Source organism: Burkholderia sp. HI2714 (genome assembly GCF_002223085.1).
GTDB lineage: Bacteria > Pseudomonadota > Gammaproteobacteria > Burkholderiales > Burkholderiaceae > Burkholderia > Burkholderia lata_D.
In genome coordinates this window covers 70187-95048 of the sequence record NZ_NKFM01000012.1, presented here as the reverse complement: position 1 = coordinate 95048, position 24862 = coordinate 70187, and the positions used below count along the sequence as shown (strand labels likewise).

Below are 24862 nucleotides of genomic sequence, written 5' to 3'. Positions count from 1 at the left end.
CGAATGTCCGGCACGCCGGCAACATGCACGGCGGCCCGAATGCTGCCGGTTAATTGGCGGCGTCGCCGTTCGCGTCACGCATCTGGCTCATCAGCGCGTTGACGACGGGCCGCAGCACCTGGGCGGGGGAATCCGCGATCCAGCCCTTGTCGTCCGTGCCATGCAGGTCGATCCGGCCCGTGATCGGCCGGCTCGTCGGCGCGTGGTCGAACACGGGTACCACACCGTTCAGGAACGCCGCGAGATATGCCGCGCGCGCGTTGTCGTCTTCCGAGCGCGGCTCGTCGACCGTCTCCCGCAGCGCCCTCAAGCCAGGCTCCACCTCGGCGACGCGGCACGCGAATTCGACCGTCGCGATCGATTCGCCTTTCACGGATTCGTTCGGTTTCCGGGTCGAACCGGTGGCCTTGCACTCGGAACGCGCGAGCGCATGCTGAAATGACCCGATCGCCGCGGTGACCGGCCCGTTCACCGTTGTGCGTACCGTCGCCGGCACCTTGTTCAGGATGGACGCGACGATCGTCCCGCTCAATTTGTCCGCGAGCTTCGCAACGGCCGCCACGTCGAGCACACCCTCGCCATCGAAGTGCGTGCGCGTTGCGTCGTTGAACTGCTCGGCCTTCGACGCGTCGCCATTGACGAACGCGCCGAGATACAGGTCGGTCGTCTGCTCCGGGGTCAGCACGGCGGCCCGGGCGGCCGACGGGAGGCCGAGCGACAGTGCGCACGCGGTCAGCGCGCACACGAGCGGATGGCACGCACGGGTGCGCGCCGCTGATCGGGTAGCGGTCATGGGGAAACGGCCCTCTCTCGAATGTTGGTCTGGTGTGATGCGCCCGGCACGGCGGCTGCGCCCGGGCTGAACGATTGTCGCGGAAAAAAGTGGGCGATGAAAGGTCAGTGTCGGATCGTGCCAAGCGCATGCAACACGCACAGGCGCAAAAAAGCCCGCTCGAGGCGGGCTTCTGAAGGGTGAATCGCCGAATCGGCCGCTGGCCGACGTGCGCTTACGCGAACGAGTAGAACACGCGGAACGCGACCTTGCGCTCGGCCCAGAATTCGGCCGCCTCGCGGAACACGTCCAGCAGCGTCTCGCGGCCTTCCTTGTCGAATTTCTGCGCGATCGGCAGCCCTTCGAGGACGATCACGAACCCGGGCTGCGCGCCGGCCTTCGCGACGAGGTCGGTCAGGCAGTCGTACAGCGCATCGTAGTTCTTCCCGAAATGTTTCGGGAACAGGAACGACGTCGCGATCGTTTCCATCACTTCCTGCTTCGATTGCGCGGCGCCGCAAAACGCATACAGGAAATGCTGGCCGAGCCGGCCGGCTTCGTCGGCGAGATCCTGCACGCGGAACGCGCGGATCGACTGCACGAGATTGGGTCGCACGGTCGTGAAAAGGCTCATAGGCTCCTCGTTCGATGAAAGCCCGGGCTCGGCTTCCTGTTGCTCCGGCGTGCTGCCAGCCTGCGCCGCCGCGTGCAGTTGGATCACGCGCTGAAACAGATTGCCGTCGCCGGCCGCGAACAGTTCCGCCGCCGCCGTTTCGTGCGCGTAGATGGAGTCGCTCATGCCATTCGTCCCGAAGTCATTCAACAATACGTTTAAAACTGTTGTAGTGGTCGCCCGTGTAATAACAGTTGTCGATCCGGCGCAATGGCCCGCCACAGACGATCCGGCGGGCGCCGCGATTGCGGGCACGCGGCGTCGGCACCGTGTACTCATGGTAGTAGCCGCGCTTCGCTTTTGGCAGGATCCGCTCGCGGTTGCCAAACACGACGCCGTCTTTCTCGTACGGATACGGACCGCCGGCGCCGATCAGGCCCAGCGTGGTCACGGCCTCGCGCGGAAGACGGGCGGTCGGAATCGTATCGAGCCCGCTCGCCGCCACGTCGGCCGGAACGGCCTCCCGTGCGTAAGCGGCGGAAACCAGACTGCCCGTCGGCGTGCCGACGATACCCATCGCGAACATCGCGAAGACGGACGCGAGCGCGCCGTTGCGGAGCCACTTGCGTGCCATGAACCAGGGTTCCCGCTGTTAAATCAAGTAGTTGACGACCAACAAAGGCGTTAGCGTAGCGTTATTGGCCGCGCGAATCAATGTCCGTTTGGGAATCGAAAGACCAGTGATACCCGAAATTGCGCATTTTTTACCCAAATCACACTACATTTACCTTGCATGAGATAAAATGCAGGCGGCATCTCTGGCATGGCAAGACTCTGCCTCCTTGCCGTGCTCGCTACGCTGAGTGGAGAGAGATGCTGCTGTTGCTTGAGGGAAGCGCGTTTGCGCCCTGCCCGCGGCGTGCCCATTGCGGGCACGCCTCTTTTTGCTTTTGTTTACAATTTCGCGCGACGCGCCACGCCGATTCGACCGGCCTGGCGCGTTCGTTTTGGCTCAGCGCGTGGCGTTCACGTCGGCGACCAGCAGCGCCGCCATGTTGACGATGCGGCGAACGGTCGCCGATTCGGTCAGCACGTGCACCGGCTGCGCTGCGCCCAGCAGGATCGGCCCGATCGCGATGTTGTTGCCCGCGGCCGTCTTCAGCAGGTTGTACGCGATGTTCGCGGCGTCGATGTTCGGCAGGATCAGCAGGTTCGCTTCGCCTTCCAGCGTCGATTCCGGCAGGATTTCCTTGCGCAGCGCCGCGTCGAGTGCGACGTCGCCGTGCATCTCGCCGTCCACCTTCAGCTCCGGCGCGCGATCCTGCAGGATCGCGAGCGTATCGCGCATCTTCTTCGCCGAAGGTGCGTTGCTCGTGCCGAAATTCGAGTGCGACACCAGCGCGACCTTCGGCTCGATGCCGAAGCGGCGCACTTCTTCCGCCGCCATGATCGTGATCTCGGCCAGCTCTTCCGGGGTCGGATCGACGTTCACGTGCGTGTCGACGAGGAAAATCTGGCGGCCCGGCAGCACGAGGCCGTTCATCGCCGCGTACACGCTGCAGCCCGGGCGCTTGCCGATCACCTGGTCGATGAAGTGCAGGTGGCGGTGCGTGGTGCTGATCGTGCCGCAGATCATCCCGTCCGCTTCACCCTTCTTCACCAGCATCGAGCCGATCAGCGTCGTGCGGCGGCGCATCTCGACGCGCGCGAGCTGCTCGCTGATGCCCTTGCGCGCCATCATCTTGTAGTACGTCTGCCAGAAGTCGCGGTAGCGCTCGTCGTGCTCGGTGTTGACGACCGTGAAATCGGTGCCCGGCGTCAGGCGCAGGCCGTAGCGCTGGATACGGTGCTCGATCACCGACGGGCGGCCGATTAGGATCGGCTTCGCGAGTTTTTCGTCGACGATGATCTGAACGGCGCGCAACACGCGCTCTTCTTCGCCTTCCGCGAACACGACGCGCTTCTTCTCTTCCGGCGCGGCGCGCGCGATCTGGAAGATCGGCTTCATCGTCGTGCCGCTGTGGTACACGAACTGCTGCAGGTGCTGCTTGTACGCGTCCATGTCCTCGATCGGGCGCGTCGCGACACCGCCGTCCATCGCGGCCTGCGCGACGGACGGCGCGATCTTCACGATCAGGCGCGGATCGAACGGCTTCGGAATCAGGTATTCGGGCCCGAACGACAGATCCTGGATGCCGTACGCGGTCGCGACGATGTCGCTCTGCTCGTGCTGCGCGAGCTCGGCGATCGCGTTGACGGCCGCGATCTCCATTTCACGCGTGATCGTCGTCGCGCCGACGTCGAGTGCGCCGCGGAAGATGAACGGGAAGCACAGGACGTTGTTGACCTGGTTCGGGTAATCGGTGCGGCCCGTGGCCAGCACCGCGTCCGGGCGCACTTCGAGCGCGAGTTCCGGCAGGATTTCCGGCGTCGGGTTCGCGAGCGCGAGGATCAGCGGGCGCTCGGCCATGCCCTTCACCATCTCCTGCTTCAGCACGCCGGCGGCCGACAGGCCGAGGAAGATGTCCGCGCCGTCGATCACTTCGGCCAGCGTCCGGGCTTCCGTTTCGCGGGCGAAACGCTCCTTGTCCGGATCCATCAGCTCGGTGCGGCCCTTGTAGACCACGCCCGCCAGGTCGGTCACGATGATGTTCTCGATCGGCAGGCCGATGTCGACCAGCAGGTCGAGACACGCGAGCGCGGCCGCACCCGCGCCGGACGCGACGAGCTTGACCTTCTTGATGTCCTTGTTGACGACCTTCAGCCCGTTCGTGACGGCCGCGGCCACCACGATCGCGGTGCCGTGCTGGTCATCGTGGAACACCGGGATCTTCATCCGCTTGCGCGCTTCGCGCTCGACGATGAAGCAGTCCGGCGCCTTGATGTCTTCCAGGTTGATCCCGCCGAAGGTCGGCTCCAGCGCGGCGATCACGTCGACGAGCTTGTGCGGGTCCGATTCGTTCAGCTCGATGTCGAACACGTCGATGCCCGCGAACTTCTTGAACAGCACCGCCTTGCCTTCCATCACCGGCTTCGACGCGAGCGGGCCGATGTTGCCGAGACCGAGCACCGCCGTACCGTTCGTGACGACGCCGACCAGGTTGCTGCGCGCGGTGAAGCGCGCCGCGTTGAGCGGATTCTCGACGATCTCCTCGCACGCGTACGCCACACCCGGCGAGTACGCGAGCGCGAGGTCGCGCTGGTTGATCATCTGCTTGGTCGGGGCGATCGCGATTTTCCCGGGGGTCGGGAATTCGTGATAGTCGAGCGCGGCTTCGCGGAGTTTGGCTTTGGAGGAGGCTTGGGTAGACATGTGTCTCTTGGCGGGCGGATTAGAATAACTCTTCGACGGCATTGTAGCGCCAATCATCGGCCGCCAGACCGGCGATTCGGGTGCAACAGCCGCGACAAAATTGTACTGAACGGTGCAGGAACGCAGCCGCTCGCCTCGTACAATGCCGTTCCTTCCATCGTTTCGGATCCATCCGCCGTGCCAGCCGCCCTCTCCGAGTTTTCGCTGATCGAACGCTTCTTCACGCGCCGCGCCGCGCAGGGCGCCCGTGCGTCGACGCTCGGCATCGGCGACGACTGCGCGTTGATCACGCCCCGATCCGGGAAGTTGCTGGCCATTTCGACGGACATGCTGGTGGAAGGCCGCCACTTCTTCCCCGACGTCGCGCCCGACGCGCTCGGCCACAAGACGCTCGCGGTCAACCTGTCCGACCTCGCGGCGATGGGCGCCGAGCCGCGCGCGTTCACGCTCGCGTGCGCGCTGCCGCGTGCCGACGCCGCGTGGCTGGAAGCGTTCAGCAACGGGCTGTTCGCGCTCGCCGAGCGCTACGGCTGCGAGCTGATCGGCGGCGACACGACGAGCGGCCCGCTGAACCTGTGCGTGACCGTATTCGGCGAAGTCGCACCCGACGCGGCGCTGCGCCGCGATGCCGCACGCGACGGCGACGACGTCTGGGTGTCCGGCACGCTCGGCGATGCGCGCGCCGGCCTCGGCGTCGCGCGCGGCGAATGGGCGGCCGGCGCGAACGAAGCGGCCGCATTCCGGCGCGCGCTCGAGTACCCCGAACCGCGCATCGCGCTCGGCCTCGCGCTCGCGGGCGTCGCGCACGCGGCGCTCGACCTGTCGGACGGCCTCGCCGGCGACCTGCAGCACATCCTGGCCCGCTCGAACGTGCGCGCCGAAATCGATGCCGACGCGGTGCCGCGCTCGGCCGCGCTCGCGACGCTGCCGCCCGACGTACAGCGCCGCTGCACGCTGGCCGGCGGCGACGACTACGAACTGTGCTTCACCGCGCCGGCGGCGGCCCGCGCGGCGATCGAAGCAGCCGGCGTAACGGCCGGCGTGGCGGTCACCCGAATCGGTACAATACGCGCGTTGTCCGCGCCGTCGGACCCGCCCGCGATCGCGTGGCGCGACGCCGCCGGCGCGCCTCTCGCTCTCACGTTGCACGGCTTCGACCACTTCCATGCAGACTGACCCGACGCCCGCGCACACCGCGGCCGAGCCCGGCGCCACATCCGGCGGCAACGCGCCGCGACGCGCGACCGCACGCTTCATGCTGTCGCACCCGGCGCACATCGTGTCGCTCGGCTTCGGCAGCGGGCTCGCGCCGATCATGCCCGGCACGTTCGGCTCGCTGTTCGGCTGGCTCACGTTCGTCGTGCTCAACCGCTACCTGACGGTGCCCGAATGGTGGGCGCTGATCGCGGTCGGCTTCGTGGCGGGCACGTGGCTCACCGATTTCACTGCGAGGAAGATGGGTTCTGCCGATCCGGGCGCCGTCGTCTGGGACGAGATCGTCGCGATCTGGCTCGTGATGCTGTTCGTCACGCCCGCGACCTTCGTCGGCCAGCTGTGGGCGTTCGTCGCGTTCCGCTTCTTCGACATGCTCAAGCCGCCGCCGATCCGCTATGTCGAGCGCCGCCTGAAAGGCGGGCTCGGCATCATGGTCGACGACCTGGTCGCCGCGTTCATGACGCTGCTCGTGATCGCCCTGTGGCGCTCCGTCGTCGGCTGACCGATTTTCCGACTTCCGTTTCCCGACGCGCATGCCAACCGATTCCGTCGTCCACCAGCTTGCGATCCGCGCAGGCAACAAGCTGCGTGACGAGCACCTGACGCTCGCCACCGCCGAATCCTGCACCGGCGGCATGATCGCCGCGGCGATCACCGACATCTCCGGCAGCAGCCAGTGGTTCGAGCGCGGCTTCGTCACATATTCGAACCAGGCCAAGATCGAGATGATCGGTGTGCCGCCCGACCTGATCGACAAGCACGGTGCCGTCAGCGAGCCCGTCGCGCGCGCGATGGCCGAAGGCGCGCTGCGCAACAGCCGCGCGCAGGTCGCGCTGTCCGTCACCGGCATCGCGGGCCCCGCAGGCGGCAGCGAGAAGAAGCCGGTCGGCACCGTGTCGTTCGGCTGGAGCAATCGGCTGCACACCGACGTCGAGACGCTCGTGTTCAAGGGCGACCGCGAACAGATCCGCACGCAGGCGGCCGCGCATGCACTGCGCGGGCTGCTGAAGCTGCTCGACGAGCGCGAGGGCTGATCGGGCCGGAGGCGCACGCCGCGCCCCCGCGTGCCCGCTTACTGGATCGCGTCGGGCTTCACGACGATCCAGTTCTTGTCCGCCGTCACCGGCAGGCCGAGCGACTTCTGCCGCGCGGCCGATTCATCCGACCATGCGCGGATCTGCGCCATCTGCTTGTCCTTCTTGTTCACCCACACGCGCACGCCGCCGCGCGCGACGTCGGTCGCGTTCAGCAGCATGTAGCCGTCGGACGTCGGCGTGTCGCCCGCGACGAGCACCGGCTTCTTCCACTGGTCGATCCAGCCGACGATCGAGCCGAGCTTGCCTTCGTACCACGTCATCGGGTTCATCAGGAACGGCGTGATCACCAGGCTGCGGTTCGCGGCCTCGTCGTACTTGCCGGCCTTGATCTGCAATCTCGAGGTGGTCAACGCGCCGGTCGCCGGGTTGCGCAGCAGCGTCGTCACGCCGATCACGTTCTGCGGCTTCACGTTGTAGCCGTACTTCGGGTCGGACAGCACGAGCCGCGCGAGCTCCTCGTGCGCGGCGGTCATCACGTAGACCTCGATCCCGTTCTCGCGCAGCGCGTTGTACAGCTCCTGCATCCCGCGGAAGAAACGCGGCGGGTTCACCGTACCGTCGACCACCTTGTCGCCCTGCCAGTAACGGATCGGAATCGGCTTGCCATCGGCGAGCATCGCGTCGACGTGGCGCTTCAGGTCGGCCAGCGACTGGCCGGCGAACGCCTGCGCGATCCACGGGTAGCAGACCAGGTCGTCGATCTCGCACAGCCGGTAGTAATAGCTCGTCAGCGATTCCCGGTAGTCGGCGGAATCCTTGAACGGGATCAGCTTCAGCGACGGGTCGAGCGTGTCGCGCGTCAGCACGCCGCGACTCTCGAGGTACGGCAGCAGCGACTCCTCGAGGTCGTAGCGGTAGGTCGTGTTGTCGGCGTCGAACACCGCGTAGTCGCCGCGGTGCGCGTGCGCAGCGATCATTGCGTTCAGCGCCTTCGCGCTATCGGCCGGCCAGTGCGAGAGATCCGCCGCATGGGCGAAGCTCATGCACAACGACGCGGCTAGCGCGCTCAAAAGACGTCGGGACAGCTTGGGCATGGCGTCGCTCCTTTCTTGACATTTTCGTGACAGATCGATGACAAGCGGGAGCATCGCGCGATTGGCGCGCGGGGATGCAGTGCGGAAGCGACGGGAAGTTGTCCGCGTGCGCCAGTGCGAGTCGGGCAGGCGGAAAGGCGGGAACCAGGAGGGAAAACGGCCCGGGCCCGCGCGTGCGGGCTGGCCGGAACCGGCCGCCCGGGAAGGCGGCCGGTGCGACATCAACGATGCGCGTTGATCGTGTCGCGCGTCTTCTGCGCGGCGAGCGCCGCGGCTTCGGCGAAATCCTCGCCCTTGCTCGCGTACAGGATCGCGCGCGACGAGTTGATCATCATGCCGGTGCCGTCGGCCGTGCGGCCCGCGTTGACGGTCGCCTGCACGTCGCCGCCCTGCGCGCCGATGCCGGGAATCAGCAGCGGCATGTCGCCGACGATCCCGCGCACGATCTCGATTTCCTTCGGGAACGTCGCGCCGACCACGAGGCCGAGCTGGCCGTTCTTCGCGTTCCACTTGTTCGCCGCGAGGTCGGCGACGACCTGGTACAGCGGCCGGCCGTTCGTGTCGAGGAACTGCAGGTCGGAACCGCCCGGGTTCGACGTGCGGCACAGCACGATCACGCCCTTGCCTTCGTGCTCGAAGTACGGCTCGACCGAGTCGTAGCCCATGTACGGGTTCACCGTGACGGCGTCCGCGCGGTAGCGCTCGAACGCTTCGCGCGCGTACTGCTCGGCCGTGCTGCCGATGTCGCCGCGCTTCGCGTCGAGGATCACCGGCAGGCCCGGATGCTGGAGGTGGATGTGCGCGATCAGCCGCTCGAGCTGGTCTTCCGCGCGATGCGCGGCGAAGTAGGCGATCTGCGGCTTGAATGCGCTCGCGTATTCCGCGGTCGCGTCGACGATCTGCCGGCAGAATTCGAAGATCGCGTCGGGCTGGCCGTCGAACTGCACGGGAAAACGCGACGGCTCGGGATCGAGGCCGACGCACAGCAGCGAGTTAGTGCGCTGCCACGCGGCGCGCAGCGATTCGATGAAAGTAAGCGGGGAAGACATGGCGGGTACTCGCGGCAAACCGTTGGTAGACCGCGTATTTTACCCGCGTCGCCGGCGCGCCTCGCGCGAAGCCGCATTGCCGCGCGCATCGGCGCGCTCGACGGTGAATGCGAAACGCCGCGTGAGCCGCTCGCCGGGCGCGAGCAGCGTCATCCCGTGCGCGGTCGCGCCGCCCGGCAGGTTCACCGCGTTGATCGGATGATCGACCGGCTCGAAGCAGAAGAAATCCTCGCCGGGCGGCGTATAGAGCACGTATGCGTCGGCGTCGGCCGCCACCGTCAGCGACAGCCCGCGGCGCGGCCAGCTCACCGTCGCGTGGCCGCCCCAGCCGGTGAACGCATGATTGACGAGCGTGGCCGGCAACGGATACGCGACGCCGAACTGCCAGGCCGGCGGCACGCTCACGTGCCGCACCGGCAGGAAATCCGCGCCCGACAACCACAGCCCGCCGGCAGCCGCGGCCAGTTCGGTCGCGGTATCGCGCACGAGGAACGGATGCACGCCGAGCCCGAACGGCAGCCGCGCACGCCCCGCGTTCTCGATCGTCAGCGCGATCGACAGCGTCGCGTCGTCGAGCTCGAACGACTGGATCGCGCGGAACGCATACGGCGCGCCGGCGGTGCGGTCGAGCGACAGTTGCAGCGACGTGCCGGTCGCATCGTCCACCTGCCACGGTGCGAGCCAGCCGTCGCCGTGGATCGGCAGCGGCTCGTCGCGGCGATTGCGCGGCACCGCGACCTTGCGCCCGTCGCATTCGAAGCGCCCGTCGCCGATCCGGTTCGAGTAAGGCAGCAGCGGATAGCACGCGAGCTCGTTCGGGTCCGTCGCCGTCTCCGGGTCCTCGCAGCGGCGGAACACCGGCATCAGCGCGCCGTTGTCGCCACGCCAGTCGAAGCGCGCGATGCCGCCGCCGAGATGCGGCAGCACGTCGAGCCGCAGCAGCGCGTTCGACAGCGTGACGGCCGCCGCATGCGCGGCGCCGACGCCCTGCGCAAAGGCTGCTGTCTGCGGGCCGGGGCTGACCGGCTGCGCGGCGGCGGCCAGGCGCGCGCGGCGCGACTGGCTGGTGGACGACGATGCGCTCGAGGACGTGGCGGTCATGGTGAACTCCTTTCCTTCGTCGAAGAAACGATGCGGGTCGTGCGAACGGTCAGGCCCAGCCGCCGTCGACGATCACGTCCTGCGCGGTGATCATCCGGCTGTCGTCGGCCGCGAGGAACAGCGCCATCCGCGCGAGATCGGCGGGCAGCAGTTCGGCATCGAGGCACTGGCCGGCCTTGATCGCCGCGCGGCCCGCGTCGTCGAGCCACAGCCGGCGCTGCTTGTCGGTCATCACCCAGCCGGGCACCAGCGAATTCACGCGGATGCCGAACGGGCCGAGGTCGCGCGCGAGGCCGCGCGTCAGCCCCTGCACGGCCGCCTTCGCCATTACGTAGACGGGATAGCCGCCGTTCTTCAGCATCCAGCTGATCGAGCCGAGATTGACGATCGCGCCGCCGCCCTGCCGCTTCATGTCGTCGATCACCGCCTGCGCGGCGAAGAACTGGTGACGCAGGTTCACCGCGATGCCCGCGTCGAACGATTCGGGCGTCACGTCGCCGATCGCGTGGCGCGTGTCGTTCGCCGCGTTGTTCACGAGCACCGCGATCGCGCCGATGCGCGCGCGGATCGCGTCGATCGCATGGCGCAGCGCGTCGATGTCAGTCAGGTCGCACTGGAGGAACAGCGGCGCATGGCGGACGTGCGCGAGGCTTTCCGCGAGCGCGGTACCGGCCGCCGCGTCGAGGTCGACGAACGCGACGCGCGCGCCCTGCTCGGCGAAGTGTTCGACGAACGCCGCGCCGATCCCGGTCGCGCCGCCCGTGATCAGCACCGCGCGATCCTCGAGGCTCGGGTAGCGTGCATAGCGCGCAGGGCTCGCGGGGCGCGGATCGTGCGCGGAAGTGTCGATGGTCATGCGGTTCGTCTCCGTAAAAGCGGATCGGGTCAGTCGCGGACGCCGCGGTTCTTCAGCTGGTCGAGCAGCACGGCCGCGAGCAGGATCGCGCCGCGCACGAGGTACTGGTAGAACGCGTCGATGTTCAGCAGGTTCATCACGTTCTCGACGGTGCCCATGATCAGCACGCCGATCACGACGCCCGAGATCGTCGCGCGGCCGCCCATCAGCGACACGCCGCCGAGCACGCACGCGGAGATCACGTTCAGCTCGAAGCCCTGCGCGGCGTTCGGCTGGCCCGACGTGATGCGCGACGCGAGGATCACGCCCGCGAGCGCCGTCACCGCGCCTTGGATCAGGAAGATGTACACGCGCGTGCGTTCGACGTTGATCCCCGCGAGCCGCGAGGCTTCCGGGTTGCCGCCGATCGCGAGCGTGTTGCGGCCATAGACCGTCTGGTTCAGCAGCACGCCGAACGCGATGAAGCACAGCAGCGTGACCCAGATCGGCAGCGACACGCCGAACAGCGACAGCCCGCCGAGCGCGATGAAGGTGTCCGACGACACGCCGACCGCCTGCCCCTTCGACACGATGAAGCCGAGCCCGCGCACGATCTCCATCGTCGCGAGCGTCGTGATCAGCGCGTTGATGCGCAAGTACGCGATCACCGCGCCGTTCACGAAGCCGATCGCGGCGCCGGCCGCGACCGCCGCGACGATCGCGACGAACGTGTTGTCGGTCGCGTTCAGCACCATCGCGCACAGCACGCCGGAGAACGCGACGGTCGAGCCGATCGACAGGTCGAAGTCGCGCGACGCGAGGCAGAACATCATCGTGCACGCGACCATGCCGATCTGCGAGATCGACAGCGCGAGGCCGAGCATGTTGTCGATCGAGAAGAAGTGATCGACCGTCAGCGACATCGTGATGAACATCACCGCGAAGATCGCGATCAGGCTGTATTCGGTCAGATGCTGCCACCACTTCTGGCGGTCGCTCTGCTGCGGCACCAGCGCGTCGGCCGACGGCTTCACGGCGGCGCTGCCAAGGTTTTCGTTGACTTGCATGATTGAGTCTCCTGCTCCTGCATCGCACGGCCCGCGCCGTGCATGTCCGATTCGATTGTCGTGCCCTGCGTCAGGCCGCCTCGACGGCGCTCGTCTGCGGCAGCGCCAGGCTCAGCACCGCGTGTTCGTTCGCCTGTTCGCGCGGCAGCTCGCCCGCGATCCGCCCTTCGCGCATCACCACGATGCGGTCGGACACGCCGAGCACTTCCGGCAGCTCCGACGACACCATCACGATCGCGCAGCCGCGTTCCGCGAGCCGGTAGATCACGTCGTAGATCTCGTGCTTCGCGCCGACGTCGATCCCGCGCGTCGGCTCGTCGAGGATCACGACCTTCAGGTCGGGCTCCGCGAGCCAGCGCGACAGGATCGCCTTCTGCTGGTTGCCGCCCGACAGGAAGCGGATCTTCTGGCGCCGGTTCGGCGTCTTGATCTTGAGCCGCTGGATGAAACGGTCGGCCGTTTCGCTTTCGGCCTTGCGGTTGATGAAGAGCCCCGCGCGCAGCGAATGGCGGCGGCAGCTGATGTTGATGTTCTCCGCAACCGACGCGATCGCGATGATCCCCTCTTCCTTGCGGTCCTCGGGGCACAGCACGATGCCGTGGCGGATCGCATCGCCGGTGCGCTTCACGTCGATGCGCACGCCATCGAGCGTCAGCGCGCCCGCGCGCCGGTGATCCGCACCGTACACGAGCCGCATCAGCTCGCTGCGGCCCGCGCCGACGAGCCCGAAGAAGCCGACGATCTCGCCCGCGCGCACCGAGAAGCTCGCGGGTTCGCGCAGTGCCGGGCCGTCGATGCCTTCGGCCGCGAAGCGCACGTCGCCGAGCGCACGCGGCGCGTAATGATAGATATCCGAAATCTCGCGCCCGACCATTTCGGCGACGAGCCGTTCGCGCGGCACGTCGGCGAGCGATTCGTGCGATGCGATCTTGCGCCCGTCGCGGAAGATCGTGCAGGCGTCGCACAGCCGGTAGATCTCGTCCATCCGGTGCGAGATGTAGATCAGCGCACGGCCCTGCGCACGCAGGTCATCGACGAGCTTGAACAGCACTTCGGTCTCGCGATGCGACAGCGAGCTGGTCGGTTCGTCGAGCGCGATCACGCGCGCATTGCGCATCAGCGCCTTGCAGATCTCGACCATCTGACGTTGCGCGATCGACAGCCGCCCGAGCCGCGCATCGGGATCGAGATCGACGCCCATCGCGGCGAGCCGCTCGCGCACGAAGCGCTTCGCCTCGCGCTTCCTCACCCAGCCGAACGCATTCGGGAGGCGGCCGAGCAGCAGGTTTTCCGCGACCGTCAGGTCGGGCACGTACTGCAGCTCCTGGTGAATCACCGCGATGCCGGCCGCGATCGACGCGGCCGCACTCGCGAACTGCACGGGCTGGCCGTCGACCAGCACGCTGCCCGCATCGGGCTGGTATTCGCCGCCGAGAATCTTCAGCAGCGTCGACTTGCCCGCGCCATTCTCGCCCATCAGGCCATGCACCTCGCCCGCATGCACGTCGAACGAGATGCCGTCGAGTGCGCGCACGCCGGGAAAGACCTTGCCGATATTGTCAAAACGCAGTGCCGCTGACACGTCGTCTCCCTACTCTTGCAGATCCATCGATCGCCGGCTGCCGCGTTGCCGCCGCAGCCGGCAAGCCGCTTACTTCGACGCGAGCCCCATCTCGTCGCGCACCTTCGACACGTTGTCGCGCGTCGCGAGCATGCCGGTCGTCAGCGTCAGCGCCGGCGGCGCCTTGCCCTGCGTGATCCACGTGTACATCAGGTCCGAGGTTTCCTCGCCGTGGCGCTTCGGGCTGATGATCACGGTGCCATAGAAGCCCGTCGGTTGCGGCTTCTTGAACTCGTTCAGCGCCGAGTCGGAGCCGCCGATGCCGATGCCGATCATGTTGTCCGCCTTGAAGCCGCGCCCTTCCGCCGCGCGCACCGCGCCGAGCACCGCTTCGTCGTTCAGGCCGTACGCCACCCAGTGCTTGAACTGCGGGTTCTTCGTGAGCGCGATGTTCGCCGCGTTGAAGGCGTTCTCCGTGTCGGTCTTCGCCTGCGGCGCCGCGATCACGTTCGCCTTCGGGAAGCCGGCGGCCACCAGCGCGTCGGTCGCGCCGCTGGTGCGGTCATGCGCGGTCGGCAGCTGCTCGTAGGTGATGTCGATCGCGCCGACGTCCTTCATGTCCCAGCCGCGCTTCTTGATCTCGGCCGCAATACCGTCGCCGACCTGCTTGCCGATGTTGTAGGCGGAGATCCCCATGTGCGGGACCGCCTCGATCGGCTTGCCCGCGCCGTCGACGAGGCGGTCGTCCACCGTCATCATCTTCAGGTTGTGCGACTTCGCCTTCGCGACGATGCCCGGCCCGAGCTTCACGTCCGGCGTGCAGATGATGAAGCCCTGCGCCTTCTGCGCAGACAGGTTGTCGATCGCGCTCATCACCTTTTCACCGGACGGCGCGCCGATCTTCACGAGCGTGAAGCCCTTCTGCTTCGCCGCGATTTCGGCGAACTTCCACTCGTCCTGGAACCACGGCTCTTCCGGCTGCTTCACGAGGAAGCCAATCTTGACCGGATCGGCCGCGTGCACGACGGGGCTCCCGATCACCACCGCGGCCGCGGCCGCCAGCGTTACGAACGTTCTGCGTTTCATCTCCAGTGTCTCCTTGTCTTCATCGAACAGGATGCAGCCGCTTGTTGGTTTCGACGCAGCGTGCGCGCGGCCGTCGCACGTGCGGTCTTTCGAATCGTTGCGTCAGTCGTGATACAGCGCCGCGCGTCCGCCATCGACGGTGATGCACGCGGCATTGATGAACGGCGCCTCGTCGGACGCGAGGAACACGGCCGTCATCGCGACCTCCTCCGGCCGGCCGATCCGCTTCATCGGCTGCAGCGCGAGCGTTTCGGCGCGCGCGGCAGCAGGGTCGGGTTGCGCGTCCCACCAGTCGCGCGTGAGCTGCGTCTCGATGTAGCCCGGCGCGATCGCGTTCACGCGCACGTTGCGCGCCGCGTATTCGATGCCGAGCGCACGCGTGAGGCCCAGCACGCCATGCTTCGCGACCGGGTACGGAAAGCAGCCCGGGATGATCCTGAACGCGTGCGTCGACGCGATGTTCACGATGCTGCCGCGGCCGCGTTCGACCATCCCTTCCAGCGCCGCGCGGCAGCCGTGCCACACGCCGTCGAGGTCGACCGCGAAGCAGCGGCGCCAGTCGTCGTCGGTCATCGTCAGCGGATCGGCGAACACGTTGATGCCCGCGTTGTTCACGAGTACGTCGAGCGGGCCGAACGCCGCCTCGGTCTGCGCCAGTGCAGCACGCACCGCCTCCTGCCGCGCGACATCCGCCTGCAGCGGCAGCACGCGCGCACCGGCGATCTCCTGCGCAATCGCGGCGGCCGTGCGCTGCGCCTGCGGGAAGTCGAGATCGACGAGCGCGACCGCCGCGCCCTCGCGAACGAACGCGCGGGCGATCGCGGCGCCGATGCCCCGGCCCGCGCCCGTCACCATCGCGACCTTGTCCGCGAGGCGGCCCATCATGCGGCTCCGCCGCGCGCCGCGCGCAAGCCGGCCTGGAACGCGCGTGCGTTCGCCGCGGTCGCGTCGGCCGACTGGCCGGGGCGGTACAGCGCCGAGCCGAGCCCGAAACCGTTTGCGCCGGCATTCAGGAACGGCGCCATGTTGTCGGGCGAGATGCCGCCGACCGGAATCAGCGGCACCGCGCGGTCGATCACCGCGCGCCACGCCTTCACGACAGGCACGCCGAGCTGCTCGGCCGGGAACATCTTCAGCACGTCGGCACCGTTCGTGAGCGCCGCGAACGCTTCGGTCGGCGTCGCCACGCCCGGCGCGCTCGCGAGGCCGCGCTCGCGGGCGCGGCGGATCACGGCCGCGTCGCTGTGCGGCATCACGATCAGCGCGCCGCCCGTGTCCTGCACGCGGTCGACGTACTCGGCGCGCAGCACGGTCCCCGCGCCGACGATCGCGTCGTCGGGCAGCACCCGCCGCAGCGCGGCGATGCTGTCGAACGGATCGGGCGAGTTGAGCGGCACCTCGACGATCCGGAAGCCGGCTTCATAGAGCGCGTGGCCGTGGTCGGCCGCTTCAGCGGGCGTGATCCCGCGCATGATCGCGATCAGCGGGCACGCGTCGAACGCACGCATCAGCGCGGCGTGGGGCGCGTAGGGTGCGGGCAAGGTCAGGTCGGACGGCATCGAGGAATCCTCTGCAAACAGTTCATTGGTCGGCGCAAACGGGCTCGCCATCCGCACGCACGAGCCCGGCGCGCGACGCGATCCGCCACAGGCCGCGGTCGGTCGCATGCGCGACGACACGGGCATGCGGGTGGCCGAATTCCTGGAGCGCATCGGCGTAGCGCGCGCACAGGCTGTCGTCGCCGATCAGCAGCAGCGGCTGGTCCGCGAGCGCGATGCCGCGCTCCGCGAGCATCGCGTCGAGCGCGTTGAGCTCATGGCCGATCAGCAGCCCGGACAGGTAGTCGCCCTGCGCATCGGGCGCGAGCCGGTCGGTCAGGCCGAGCGTGCGCGTGCTGAAGATCGTCGCGAGCAGCCCCGTATGCTGCGCGCCGCGCGCGACCGAGACGCCGCGCACGAACGCCGCGCGATCGGGCGACGCGCCCGCGCGCATCGTGCGGCCGAGGATCGTGTGGTCGCGCAGCACCGCGAACAGCTCGCCCGTCATGAAGGTCTGGAAGCGCTCGATCAGCCCGTCCCTCACCCACGCCCATTTCGCATGGGTGCCCGGCAAGCCGATCAGTACCCCTGAACGATCGGCGCCAAGCGTGGGATCGCTCGCGAGCGCACCGAATATCTGCGTTTCTTCACCGCGCATCACGTCGGGCAGTTCGCCCGTGGCGATGACGCCCGGCACGATCGAGATCGTCGTGCCGCGCGCCGTCGTCACCGTGATGAGGCCCGCGACGAGCGCGTCGGCGCCGGCCGGCACCGCGACGTACGGCGCCTCGCGCCAGCCTTGCGCACTGCCGACCATCCCGGCGGCGAGCACCGGCAGGCCCGGCGTGCGGTCGAGCCAGTCGCCGCACGCTTCCTCGAACACCGCGTCGAACGCGCGCGCGCCGCCGCCCGGCACATGCATCACGCCCGCCGCACGGCTGCGCGTGTCGATGAGCGCGCCGTGCGCGTCGTACAGATAGGCGCGCAGCGACGTCGTGCCCCAGTCGAGCGCGATCAGCGACGGGGTGGCGGAGCTGGCATCCGGAACGGGCCGGGTCGAAGTCGTCATCGTTTGATCCTGCGGGTACCCTGCGGCGGGCTCCAGCCCAGTTCCGCGGAAATGGCTCGCGCTTCGCGCTGCACGAGCGGAATCAGTTCGTCCATCCGGTCGTGCGACATGTACGGAATCGTGCTCGCGACCGACACGGCCGCGACGATCGCGCCCGATGCGTCGCGGATCGGCGCCGCCACGCAGCGGATCGACGCCTCGTTCTCCTCGAGATCGAACGTATAGCCGCCGGCCGCGTAATGCGCCATGCGCTGCAGGAACGCGCTCGTCTCGGGCCGGTTGTCCGGCTTGAAACTGACGCCGGCAAGCGCCCGCCGGGCGGCCTCGAATAGCGAGCGCCACGTGTCGGGATCGGTGTCGAGCATCATCGCCTTGCCGATGCCGGTCGATGCGAGCGGCATCCGGTGGCCGACGCGCGAGCGCATCTCGAGGCCGCGCGTACCGGGAATCTTGTCGATGTACAGCACGTCGTCGCCGTCGCGCACGCCGAGATGGATCGTGTCGAGCGTCGCTTCCGCGAGCGCTTCGAGGTGCGGGCGCGCCACCGCGGTGAGCGGCATCTGCTCGAGCGCGATCGTGCCGAGCTCGATCAGCTTCGGGCCGAGCAGGTAGCCGCCCTGCACCTGGCGCAGGTAGCGCGCCTGCACGAGGCTGCTGACGAGCCGGTGCGTGGTGCTGCGCGTCGTGCCGAGCGCGGCGCCGATCGCGCGCATGTCGCGCGCGCCGTTCGCGATCGCCTCGAGGATCGCGAGGCCGCGCAGCAGCGTCTGCGTACCAGCCTGCTGCGCGGCGAGATCGAGCGGCGTGCTGGTCGCGCCGATGCTGTCGGTCAGTGACGCATCGTCCGGCGTCGCACGCCGGGCGTCGAGGGCAAGGGTGTCGGGCATCTTGGTCATGGGGCGGGCTTCTTCAACGGAACCGGTGAAGCCGTTCGCACGATGCCGGAATAACGTCCGGCGTCGCGACGAGGCGGCGGTCGATGCACCGAATAAAGCGCCCGGCGAACTTCATGGAAGGTGTCTCCGTGTGCGTCGGGCGCCACGCGATGCGTGGATCCGAAGCTGTGATGTGCTTCGGATTGTAGGAGCGCACGCACTCGTCTCCAATATTTGAATGCGTTGCCCAGATAATGAGAATTCGGCACGAATCCGCCGCGTCTTCGACGTAACGGCGGCTTCATGTGCACGGGGGCGGAACCCGCCGTGCAGCAGGTTCCGCCCCCGTTTGCTCACCGCGCGCCGCGCTTACTGCTGGCTGCTCGTGCTGCGTGCCTGCATGTAGCGCTGGACGTCCGCGAACGACACGCGGCCGTTGCCGCCCGAGTCGATCTGCCGGAAGTGGTTCGCGACATAGCCGAGGCCGGCCGCGCGTGCCTGCGATTCGGTGATCGAACCCGTGTTCTGCGCGTCGGCCGCGCTGAACTGCCGCGCGAGCTTGCGCACCACCTGCGCATGCAGCGCGGCGCCCGTCGTCTGCGTGCCGGCGGTCGGCTTGCGCGCGGCCGGCGGTACGTACGGATCGCCGAGCTGCGCCTGGCGCGCACGCGCCGGGGCGGCGGCGTCGCTCGCCTGCGCGAACGCGGATACGGATGCTGCGGCGCCGGCACAGGCGAGCGCCGCGGCAACGACGATGAAACGATTCTTCATATCAGGCTCCAGTCTGGAATGAGGTCGTCGACGGCAGGCGCGGCGCCCCCGCGGGCGCGCGTCGCCTGCGTGGCGCAGCATCAATGCGCGGCCGCGTTGTAGAAGGTCACGAGGTCGGCTTTCTCCTGCGGACGCGACGTATCGTCGAGATAGACCATGTGTCCGCCCTGATAGTCCTTGATCGTCAGGTTCGGTTGCGTCCCGAGCCGCGCGAGGTCGAGCTCGGTCTGGTAGAACGGCGTCGCGATGTCGTGATACCCGTTCAGCGACAACACCTTCAGCTGCGGATTCAGCGACAGCGCCGCGGCGAGATCGGGGATCGTGTCCGGCATCGCGAGGCCATCGTGCGTCCAGTCCCACGTGTTGATCGCATTGCTGCTCAACGAGTAGGCCGACTGCGCGGTGTACTTCAGCTCGTTCGGCAGGTACTTGCCGATCGTGTCGGTGAACGGCTTCGTGATGAACGAGCTCGACGGATCGCCGTCGGCCGCCAGCGGGCTCGACACCGGCACGTTCACGCGCGCGTCGTAGCGGCCGATCAGCGTGCCCGGGATCAGCGACAGCTGGAAGCTGTTGTCGAAGAAGGTCGGGACCACGTTGAAGTTCGCATTCCACAGCGACTGCTTCACGCCGGTCGAATTCACCATCGTCGTGACGAGGGTCGGCGGCGGCGGCGTATGGCTCGCCAGGTACGCGTTCACGGCAGGCGCGTAGCTGCCGGCCGTCAGCAGGCGCATCTGGTCCGCATACTGCGGCAGGCTCGACGGGTTCGGGTTGTCGAGCTGGTAGTACGCGCCGACGGTGCCATACGACGGCACGAAACCCGCGCAACTCACCGGGCTCGACCCGTTGTTCGAGTTGCCGATGTAGTCGCTCGCCATGTCGCAGTTCACGTTGTAGTTCAGGATCGACGACTGCAGCACGATGCCGTCGAGCTTCACGCCGGCCGTCTCGAGCAGGTTCGCGAGCACGTCGGTGCGCGGTGTGCCGTACGATTCGCCGAACAGGTACTTCGGCGAGTCGTTGCGCTGGTTCACGGTGATGTAGCGCGTCACGAAATCGCGGAACGCGCCGCCGTCCTGGTCGACGCCCCAGAACGTCTGGTTCGTGTTCGGCGCGATCGCTTCGGAGAAGCCGGTGCCGATCGCATCGACGAACACGAGGTCGGTCGTGTCGAGCAGGCTTTCCTGGTTGTCGACGAACGGGAACGTCGACGTATTCGCGTTCGGGTCGCCCGTCTGGATCCGACGCGGGCCGAACGAGCCGAGGTGCAGCCATACCGATGCCGAGCCGGGGCCGCCGTTGTACAGGAACGTGACGGGCCGCTTCGCCGCGGGCTGGTTGTCGGCCGTATAGGCGACATAGAAGAACGATGCTTCGGGCGCGCCGGTCTGCGGATTGCGCGCGACGAGGTGGCCGGCCGTGGCCGTGTAGCGGATCGTCTTGCCGTTGAGGGTGATCTGGTGATGCGTGACGGCGGCCTTTTCAACCGCGGCGGAGGCGTCGAGCGACGCGTTCGCGCTCGACGAATAACTGTTCGGATCGTTGTACGCCCTGTCCGCCTGACCGGCGGGATCGGCTGAGCTGTTGGCGCTGGCAGCAGCGGACGATGTCACGTCGTCGTTGCAGGCCGTCAGAATCAGCGAAGAAAACACCACTCCCAACAACAGCTTCGCTTTGCTTGCTGGCATCGTTGCTTTCCTTCTCTCGGATGTTTTTTGTGTCGAGCAGCCGGATAAGCCACCCCCCGCCTCGATTGCGGCCGATAAGCCGAGGCGCTGGCCAATATACGCGAGCCCGTCAGCTTTGAAAAATTTTGAAATATTTGGCGGGCGGCCGGTGCGGCGCACACCTTTCAGGAATGCTTCGGTTCGCGAAACATTGCATTTCACGCGCCTTTCACGGGCTTTCGCGTTTATCCGCGGAGACTAAAAATCCCCGAATTTCGTGCCATATCGGCGAACAAAATCACACGACGCCCGGTATTGCTCAGCAAAACGAAATAGACGGATTCGTCTAAAGGATGTGGCCCGAAATGATCGCGACATGAATGCGCTGCAGCGCACAAACGGCCCATGACAGGCGCCCGGGCGACGAAACGGTCAATGCGACGGCGCCAGCGCGCCGTTCACTCCGATTGCGGCAGCTCGGCCGCCCCCATCCGTCGGGCGATGACCGCCGCGCGCTGCGCCTGGTACGCCGAGCCGCGATGCGCGTCGAACCAGCGCGGCTTCGGCAGCATCACCGCGAGACGCGCCGATTGCCACGCGCCGAGCCGGCTCGCGGGAATCCTGTAGTAATAGCGGGCGGCCGCTTCGGCGCCGTACACGCCGCGCCCCCACTCGACGGAATTCAGGTAGATCTCGAAGATCCGCTCCTTGTCGAGCACCGTTTCGAGCATCCACGTGATGATGAGCTCCTGCCCCTTGCGGATGTAGCTCTTCTCGCGCGACAGGAACAGGTTGCGCGCGAGCTGCTGCGTGATCGTCGAGCCGCCCGCGACGATCCGGCCGCGCGCCTTGTTCTTCTCCCACGCCTGCAGGATCGCGTCGACGTCGTAGCCGTTGTTGGTCGCGAAAGTCGAATCTTCCGACGCGATCAGTGCGCGCTTCAGGTTGCGCGAGATCTGGTCGTACGGCACCCATTGATGCTGGATCTGCGCGGGCGGCTTGTCGCGCGACAGCCACCACGCGTCGGTGCGCATGAACGCGGTCGAGCCCGGGTTCACGAACGACCACAGCGCGATCTGCGCGAGATAGAACAGTTGCGTCGCGAGCCACGCACCCGCGAACACGGATCCCGCATAAACGATCCAGCGGGTCGGGCTCACCGTCCGCGTGTGCTGCGTGCCGCTCACCGCCACCACGTGCCGCGCTCCCGCTCAGCTCGCCGCGAGCGCCTGGCGCAGAGCGGCCAGCACCGGTGCGCCGTCCGGCCGCACGCCGCGCCAGATGAAGAACGATTCGGCCGCCTGCTCGACGAGCATGCCGAGCCCGTCGGCGGTGCGCGCGCCGAGCGATGCCGCATGCTGCATGAATACCGTCGGCTGCGCGCCGTACATCATGTCGTACGCGAGCGTGCCCGTGCCGAATGCAGCGGCATCGCACTCCGGCAGCGCGGCATCGAGGCTGCCGGCCGTCGCGTTGATCACCACGTCGTACGGCTCCGCGCGCACGACGTCCGGGCCGCCGCCCGCGAGCGTGCAGCCCGCATCGTGCGCGGCCTGCATGAACTGGCCGACGAGCGCTTCGGCCTTGCTCGCGGTGCGGTTCACGATTCCGATCGACAGCGGCGCGCGATCGAGCAGCGGCAGCACGACACCGCGCGCCGCGCCGCCCGCGCCGAGCAGCAGGATGCGTGCGCCCGCCAGCGACACGCCGAGATTCGCTTCGATGTCGCGCACGAGGCCGACACCGTCGGTGTTGTCGCCATGGATGCGGCCGTCGGCGTCGATGCGCAGCGTGTTCACGGCACCCGCCGCCGCCGCGCGCGGCGACAACGTGTCGGCGAGCGCATGCGCTTCGAGCTTGAACGGCACCGTCACGTTCGCGCCGCGACCGCCCTCGGCGACGAAGGCCCGCACGGCCGCGTCGAAACCGTCGAGCGGCGCGAGCCGGTGCGTGTATTCGATCGACTCCCCCGTTTGCGCGGCGAACTGCGCGTGGATGAACGGCGACTTGCTGTGCGCCACCGGGTTGCCGAATACGACATAGCGGTCGGCGCCGCTCATCGACGCACCCGCGGTCATGATGTGCGCCCCTCTTCGCCGGCGTTGCCGTTCGCGGCTTCGCCGCCTTCACCGGCCGCCGCGCCATCCGCCTCCGCCAGTGCTTCGGCTTCGGTTTCGGCCGTCGCGTCTTCGGCGTCGATCAGCGTGTCGTCGCCGCCTTCGGCGTCATCCTCTTCCTCGGCCGCGTCGCCGCTCGTCACGGTCGGCGCGTCGAGCACGTTCAGCAACCGCACCGACGCCTCGATCGTCAGCTCGTCGAGCGACATCACGTCGAGCAGCACGCGCGTACCGCGCGCATGCACGCCGAGCCCCGGCACGTGCAGCAGCAGCGGAATTTCCTCGAGGCGCACGAGGTCGCCCTTCACGACGCTCGCGACGACCTGCTTCTTCTGTTCCTGCGCGAGCCAGCGCAGGCACCAGAAATACTCCATCCGGCGCTGGTAGTCGGCGTAGGCCGTGTAGGTGTCGTCGAAGCCCTGCACGACCGCGTAGAGATCCGCGTCCTTCGGCTTGAACGGTGCGGCGAGCTTCGCGGTGACGCCATGCTGCACGCACGCGAGCAGTTGCCACTGGTTCACGAGGTCGACGTAGCGGCGCAGCGGCGACGTGCTCCACGCGTACTGCGCGACGCCGAGGCCTTCGTGCGGCGCGGCCGTCGTCTGCATCCGCGTGCGCTTGGGGCCCGGCGCGCCGAAGCCGCGCTGCGAGCGGTAGATGCCCGGCACCGTGTGGTCGTGCAGGAAGGCGCCCCAGGTCGAGTTCGCCAGGATCGCGAGCTCCGACACGATCAGGTCGAGCGGCGACCCGCGACGGCGCGGCGTGATCGACACGTGCTCGCCGTCGACGTAGAAGTTGTAATCGGTGTTGCGCTGCACCTCGCGCTTCAGGCCGTAGCCCGCGCGCGCGACCTGGCGCTTCTCGAACAGCGCCTGCGCGAGCGGCCACAGCACGGCGATGTCGTCCTTGTGCGGATAGTCGCCGGTACCGGCCGCGAGCGTCTCTTCGTTGACGAGCTCGTCGAGGTGGTTGTGCCGCAGGTTGTTCTTCACGAACACGAGCTCGGCGCGCGTCTCGTTCGCGACGATCTCCTGGGTTTCGCGATTGACGATGATGTACAGCGAGAGCGCCGGACGGTAATCCCCCTCTTTCAGCGTGAACACGTCGACGACGTCGTCCGGCAGCATCGTGATCTTGTCGCCCGGCATGTAGACGGTCGACAGGCGCGTGCGCGCGATCGCGTCGACCGGGTCGCCGCGCACGATGCCGAGCGCCGGCGCCGCGATGTGCACGCCGATCCGCACGCGGCCGTCGGCCAGGTGCTCGACCGAGAACGCGTCGTCGATTTCGGTCGTCGTGATGTCGTCGATCGAGAACGCCTGGACGTTTGCGCGCGGCAGGTCGTCCGGCAGCGGGCCGACGGTGACGGCCGGAAAGCCCGTGCCGTGCGGGAAGAATTCCGCGAGGAAGCGCGCCTCGTGCAGCGCACGCGGCGACGCGATGCCGCCGCAGTCGAGCATCAGCCGCGCCGGCGACACGCCGCGCGCACCGGCCGCCGCTTCCATCGCCTTGTATTCGATCGCATTCTTGTCCGGCCGCGTCAGCAACCCGAGTACCTTGCCCGCGAACGCGTCCGGCAACTTGCCGGCCTTCAGCTCCTCTTCATACTGCGCCTGGACGAGCGCCTGCTGGCGCTTGCGCTCGAGCGACGCGAGCGCCATCTTGAGCTGCTCTTCCGGCGCGCGCTGGTACTGGCCGCGCCCCTTGCGGCGGAAGTAGACGGGCGAACCGTGCAGCCGCAGCACCAGCGCCGCACGCTCGACCGGGCCGTAAGTCGCGCCGAAGTATTCCGCGGCCAGCGCCGTGTACGCGAACTCGTCGGCCGGCGCGCATTCCCACAGGAAATCCAGATCGATCTGCTGCGCGGCCGTGTCGGCCTCCTGCATCAGTTCGCTCGCGGCCGGCTTGTCGAATTCGATCAGCACGTCTTTCGCGCGCACCTTCGCCCGCCGCCCGCCGGGCAACTCGACCTGAAACGCGTCGCCCTGGCGCGACAGCACGCTGCCCGCCTTGAAACTGCCCGATTCCTCGAAGAAAACGTTCACTCAGTACTCTCGTTCAGACTGCCGGCCGCCGCGT

At 67.9% G+C, this 24862-nt stretch carries 23 protein-coding genes; 3 read left to right on the top strand and 20 right to left on the bottom strand.

The annotated features are described in order from the left end of the window. Positions 1 to 49: 49 nt before the first annotated feature. From CFB82_RS03295 to CFB82_RS03280, 4 genes are all read right to left on the bottom strand, one after another. On the bottom strand, positions 50 to 793 hold the full coding sequence (locus CFB82_RS03295) for a hypothetical protein (protein WP_089483414.1): 744 nt from the start codon (positions 791 to 793) through the stop codon (positions 50 to 52). Between the two features lie 214 nt (positions 794 to 1007). Continuing rightward, positions 1008 to 1571: a barstar family protein gene (locus CFB82_RS03290; RefSeq protein ID WP_069247103.1), complete on the bottom strand. Its 564-nt coding sequence runs from the start codon at positions 1569 to 1571 to the stop codon at positions 1008 to 1010. A 16-nt stretch (positions 1572 to 1587) separates the two neighbouring features. Beyond that, on the bottom strand, positions 1588 to 2019 hold the full coding sequence (locus CFB82_RS03285; RefSeq protein ID WP_031398890.1) for a ribonuclease domain-containing protein: 432 nt from the start codon (positions 2017 to 2019) through the stop codon (positions 1588 to 1590). 378 nt (positions 2020 to 2397) lie between these two features. Beyond that, positions 2398 to 4740 carry an NADP-dependent malic enzyme gene (locus CFB82_RS03280; protein WP_306426959.1) on the bottom strand — a complete coding sequence of 781 codons (2343 nt, stop codon included), beginning with the start codon at positions 4738 to 4740 and terminating at the stop codon, positions 2398 to 2400. 135 nt (positions 4741 to 4875) lie between these two features. On the opposite strand from CFB82_RS03280, the gene thiL reads away from it, so the two are divergent. From thiL to CFB82_RS03265, 3 genes are read left to right on the top strand one after another with little or no spacing between them, the layout of a single operon-like run. Further along, positions 4876 to 5874, top strand: a complete 999-nt coding sequence (gene thiL, locus CFB82_RS03275; protein WP_089483412.1) for a thiamine-phosphate kinase — start codon at positions 4876 to 4878, stop codon at positions 5872 to 5874. Continuing rightward, positions 5864 to 6415, top strand: coding sequence for a phosphatidylglycerophosphatase A family protein (locus CFB82_RS03270; protein ID WP_089483411.1), 552 nt, complete (start codon positions 5864 to 5866; stop codon positions 6413 to 6415). The genes thiL and CFB82_RS03270 overlap by 11 nt, the downstream gene beginning before the upstream one ends. A 31-nt stretch (positions 6416 to 6446) precedes the next feature. Then, positions 6447 to 6947 carry a CinA family protein gene (locus CFB82_RS03265; RefSeq protein WP_034186407.1) on the top strand — a complete coding sequence of 167 codons (501 nt, stop codon included), beginning with the start codon at positions 6447 to 6449 and terminating at the stop codon, positions 6945 to 6947. A 38-nt stretch (positions 6948 to 6985) separates the two neighbouring features. On the opposite strand, the gene CFB82_RS03260 is transcribed toward CFB82_RS03265, so the two are convergent. The 16 genes from CFB82_RS03260 to CFB82_RS03180 form a co-directional block, all read right to left on the bottom strand. Continuing rightward, positions 6986 to 8044 carry a phosphorylcholine phosphatase gene (locus CFB82_RS03260; protein ID WP_089483410.1) on the bottom strand — a complete coding sequence of 353 codons (1059 nt, stop codon included), beginning with the start codon at positions 8042 to 8044 and terminating at the stop codon, positions 6986 to 6988. Between the two features lie 221 nt (positions 8045 to 8265). After that, the gene (gene pyrF / locus CFB82_RS03255; protein WP_069247098.1) at positions 8266 to 9093 is read right to left on the bottom strand and encodes an orotidine-5'-phosphate decarboxylase; all 828 of its coding nucleotides are present in this window, start codon (positions 9091 to 9093) and stop codon (positions 8266 to 8268) included. Positions 9094 to 9132: 39 nt separating this feature from the next. After that, on the bottom strand, positions 9133 to 10194 hold the full coding sequence (locus CFB82_RS03250; protein WP_089483409.1) for an aldose 1-epimerase: 1062 nt from the start codon (positions 10192 to 10194) through the stop codon (positions 9133 to 9135). A 49-nt stretch (positions 10195 to 10243) separates the two neighbouring features. Continuing rightward, on the bottom strand, positions 10244 to 11050 hold the full coding sequence (locus CFB82_RS03245; protein ID WP_089483408.1) for an SDR family NAD(P)-dependent oxidoreductase: 807 nt from the start codon (positions 11048 to 11050) through the stop codon (positions 10244 to 10246). Positions 11051 to 11079: 29 nt separating this feature from the next. Beyond that, positions 11080 to 12096 carry an L-arabinose ABC transporter permease AraH gene (gene araH / locus CFB82_RS03240; protein WP_043191339.1) on the bottom strand — a complete coding sequence of 339 codons (1017 nt, stop codon included), beginning with the start codon at positions 12094 to 12096 and terminating at the stop codon, positions 11080 to 11082. Positions 12097 to 12166: 70 nt separating this feature from the next. Continuing rightward, positions 12167 to 13678, bottom strand: coding sequence for an L-arabinose ABC transporter ATP-binding protein AraG (araG, locus tag CFB82_RS03235; RefSeq protein WP_089483407.1), 1512 nt, complete (start codon positions 13676 to 13678; stop codon positions 12167 to 12169). A 69-nt stretch (positions 13679 to 13747) separates the two neighbouring features. After that, positions 13748 to 14743 (bottom strand): arabinose ABC transporter substrate-binding protein, encoded by a 996-nt coding sequence (locus CFB82_RS03230; protein WP_069247093.1) that lies wholly within the window; start codon positions 14741 to 14743, stop codon positions 13748 to 13750. 102 nt (positions 14744 to 14845) lie between these two features. After that, positions 14846 to 15625, bottom strand: a complete 780-nt coding sequence (locus tag CFB82_RS03225; RefSeq protein ID WP_089444921.1) for an SDR family oxidoreductase — start codon at positions 15623 to 15625, stop codon at positions 14846 to 14848. Continuing rightward, entirely contained in the window at positions 15625 to 16302 is a 678-nt protein-coding gene (locus CFB82_RS03220) for a 2-dehydro-3-deoxy-6-phosphogalactonate aldolase (RefSeq protein ID WP_089483489.1), read from the bottom strand. The genes CFB82_RS03225 and CFB82_RS03220 overlap by 1 nt, the downstream gene beginning before the upstream one ends. A 22-nt stretch (positions 16303 to 16324) precedes the next feature. Then, entirely contained in the window at positions 16325 to 17350 is a 1026-nt protein-coding gene (locus tag CFB82_RS03215; RefSeq protein ID WP_089444919.1) for a 2-dehydro-3-deoxygalactonokinase, read from the bottom strand. Then, positions 17347 to 18246, bottom strand: a complete 900-nt coding sequence (locus CFB82_RS03210) for an IclR family transcriptional regulator (RefSeq protein WP_089444918.1) — start codon at positions 18244 to 18246, stop codon at positions 17347 to 17349. The genes CFB82_RS03215 and CFB82_RS03210 overlap by 4 nt, the downstream gene beginning before the upstream one ends. Before the next feature lie 348 nt (positions 18247 to 18594). Continuing rightward, positions 18595 to 18996 carry an EF-hand domain-containing protein gene (locus CFB82_RS03200; protein WP_069247090.1) on the bottom strand — a complete coding sequence of 134 codons (402 nt, stop codon included), beginning with the start codon at positions 18994 to 18996 and terminating at the stop codon, positions 18595 to 18597. A gap of 80 nt (positions 18997 to 19076) precedes the next feature. After that, entirely contained in the window at positions 19077 to 20687 is a 1611-nt protein-coding gene (locus tag CFB82_RS03195) for a S10 family peptidase (RefSeq protein ID WP_179255369.1), read from the bottom strand. A 437-nt stretch (positions 20688 to 21124) separates the two neighbouring features. Further along, positions 21125 to 21862 (bottom strand): monofunctional biosynthetic peptidoglycan transglycosylase, encoded by a 738-nt coding sequence (gene mtgA, locus CFB82_RS03190; RefSeq protein WP_011350887.1) that lies wholly within the window; start codon positions 21860 to 21862, stop codon positions 21125 to 21127. 15 nt (positions 21863 to 21877) lie between these two features. Continuing rightward, positions 21878 to 22744 (bottom strand): shikimate dehydrogenase, encoded by an 867-nt coding sequence (gene aroE / locus CFB82_RS03185; protein WP_089483406.1) that lies wholly within the window; start codon positions 22742 to 22744, stop codon positions 21878 to 21880. Continuing rightward, complete coding sequence (locus CFB82_RS03180; RefSeq protein WP_089483405.1) at positions 22741 to 24828, bottom strand: ribonuclease catalytic domain-containing protein; 2088 nt, start codon at positions 24826 to 24828, stop codon at positions 22741 to 22743. Before CFB82_RS03180 ends, aroE begins: the two co-directional genes overlap by 4 nt. Between the last annotated feature and the right edge of the window lie 34 nt (positions 24829 to 24862).

Coding starts and splice junctions, on each gene's coding strand:
- CFB82_RS03220 (WP_089483489.1), bottom strand. CDS start 16,302: ATGCCGTCCGACCTGACCTTGCCCGCACCCTACGCGCCCCACGCCGCG.
- CFB82_RS03280 (WP_306426959.1), bottom strand. CDS start 4,740: ATGCCGTCGAAGAGTTATTCTAATCCGCCCGCCAAGAGACACATGTCT.
- CFB82_RS03290 (WP_069247103.1), bottom strand. CDS start 1,571: ATGAGCGACTCCATCTACGCGCACGAAACGGCGGCGGCGGAACTGTTC.
- CFB82_RS03245 (WP_089483408.1), bottom strand. CDS start 11,050: ATGACCATCGACACTTCCGCGCACGATCCGCGCCCCGCGAGCCCTGCG.
- pyrF (WP_069247098.1), bottom strand. CDS start 9,093: ATGTCTTCCCCGCTTACTTTCATCGAATCGCTGCGCGCCGCGTGGCAG.
- CFB82_RS03260 (WP_089483410.1), bottom strand. CDS start 8,044: ATGCCCAAGCTGTCCCGACGTCTTTTGAGCGCGCTAGCCGCGTCGTTG.
- aroE (WP_089483406.1), bottom strand. CDS start 22,744: ATGACCGCGGGTGCGTCGATGAGCGGCGCCGACCGCTATGTCGTATTC.
- CFB82_RS03215 (WP_089444919.1), bottom strand. CDS start 17,350: ATGACGACTTCGACCCGGCCCGTTCCGGATGCCAGCTCCGCCACCCCG.
- CFB82_RS03225 (WP_089444921.1), bottom strand. CDS start 15,625: ATGGGCCGCCTCGCGGACAAGGTCGCGATGGTGACGGGCGCGGGCCGG.
- CFB82_RS03295 (WP_089483414.1), bottom strand. CDS start 793: ATGACCGCTACCCGATCAGCGGCGCGCACCCGTGCGTGCCATCCGCTC.
- CFB82_RS03200 (WP_069247090.1), bottom strand. CDS start 18,996: ATGAAGAATCGTTTCATCGTCGTTGCCGCGGCGCTCGCCTGTGCCGGC.
- CFB82_RS03195 (WP_179255369.1), bottom strand. CDS start 20,687: ATGCCAGCAAGCAAAGCGAAGCTGTTGTTGGGAGTGGTGTTTTCTTCG.
- CFB82_RS03230 (WP_069247093.1), bottom strand. CDS start 14,743: ATGAAACGCAGAACGTTCGTAACGCTGGCGGCCGCGGCCGCGGTGGTG.
- CFB82_RS03265 (WP_034186407.1), top strand. CDS start 6,447: ATGCCAACCGATTCCGTCGTCCACCAGCTTGCGATCCGCGCAGGCAAC.
- araH (WP_043191339.1), bottom strand. CDS start 12,096: ATGCAAGTCAACGAAAACCTTGGCAGCGCCGCCGTGAAGCCGTCGGCC.
- CFB82_RS03210 (WP_089444918.1), bottom strand. CDS start 18,246: ATGACCAAGATGCCCGACACCCTTGCCCTCGACGCCCGGCGTGCGACG.
- CFB82_RS03250 (WP_089483409.1), bottom strand. CDS start 10,194: ATGACCGCCACGTCCTCGAGCGCATCGTCGTCCACCAGCCAGTCGCGC.
- CFB82_RS03285 (WP_031398890.1), bottom strand. CDS start 2,019: ATGGCACGCAAGTGGCTCCGCAACGGCGCGCTCGCGTCCGTCTTCGCG.
- CFB82_RS03270 (WP_089483411.1), top strand. CDS start 5,864: ATGCAGACTGACCCGACGCCCGCGCACACCGCGGCCGAGCCCGGCGCC.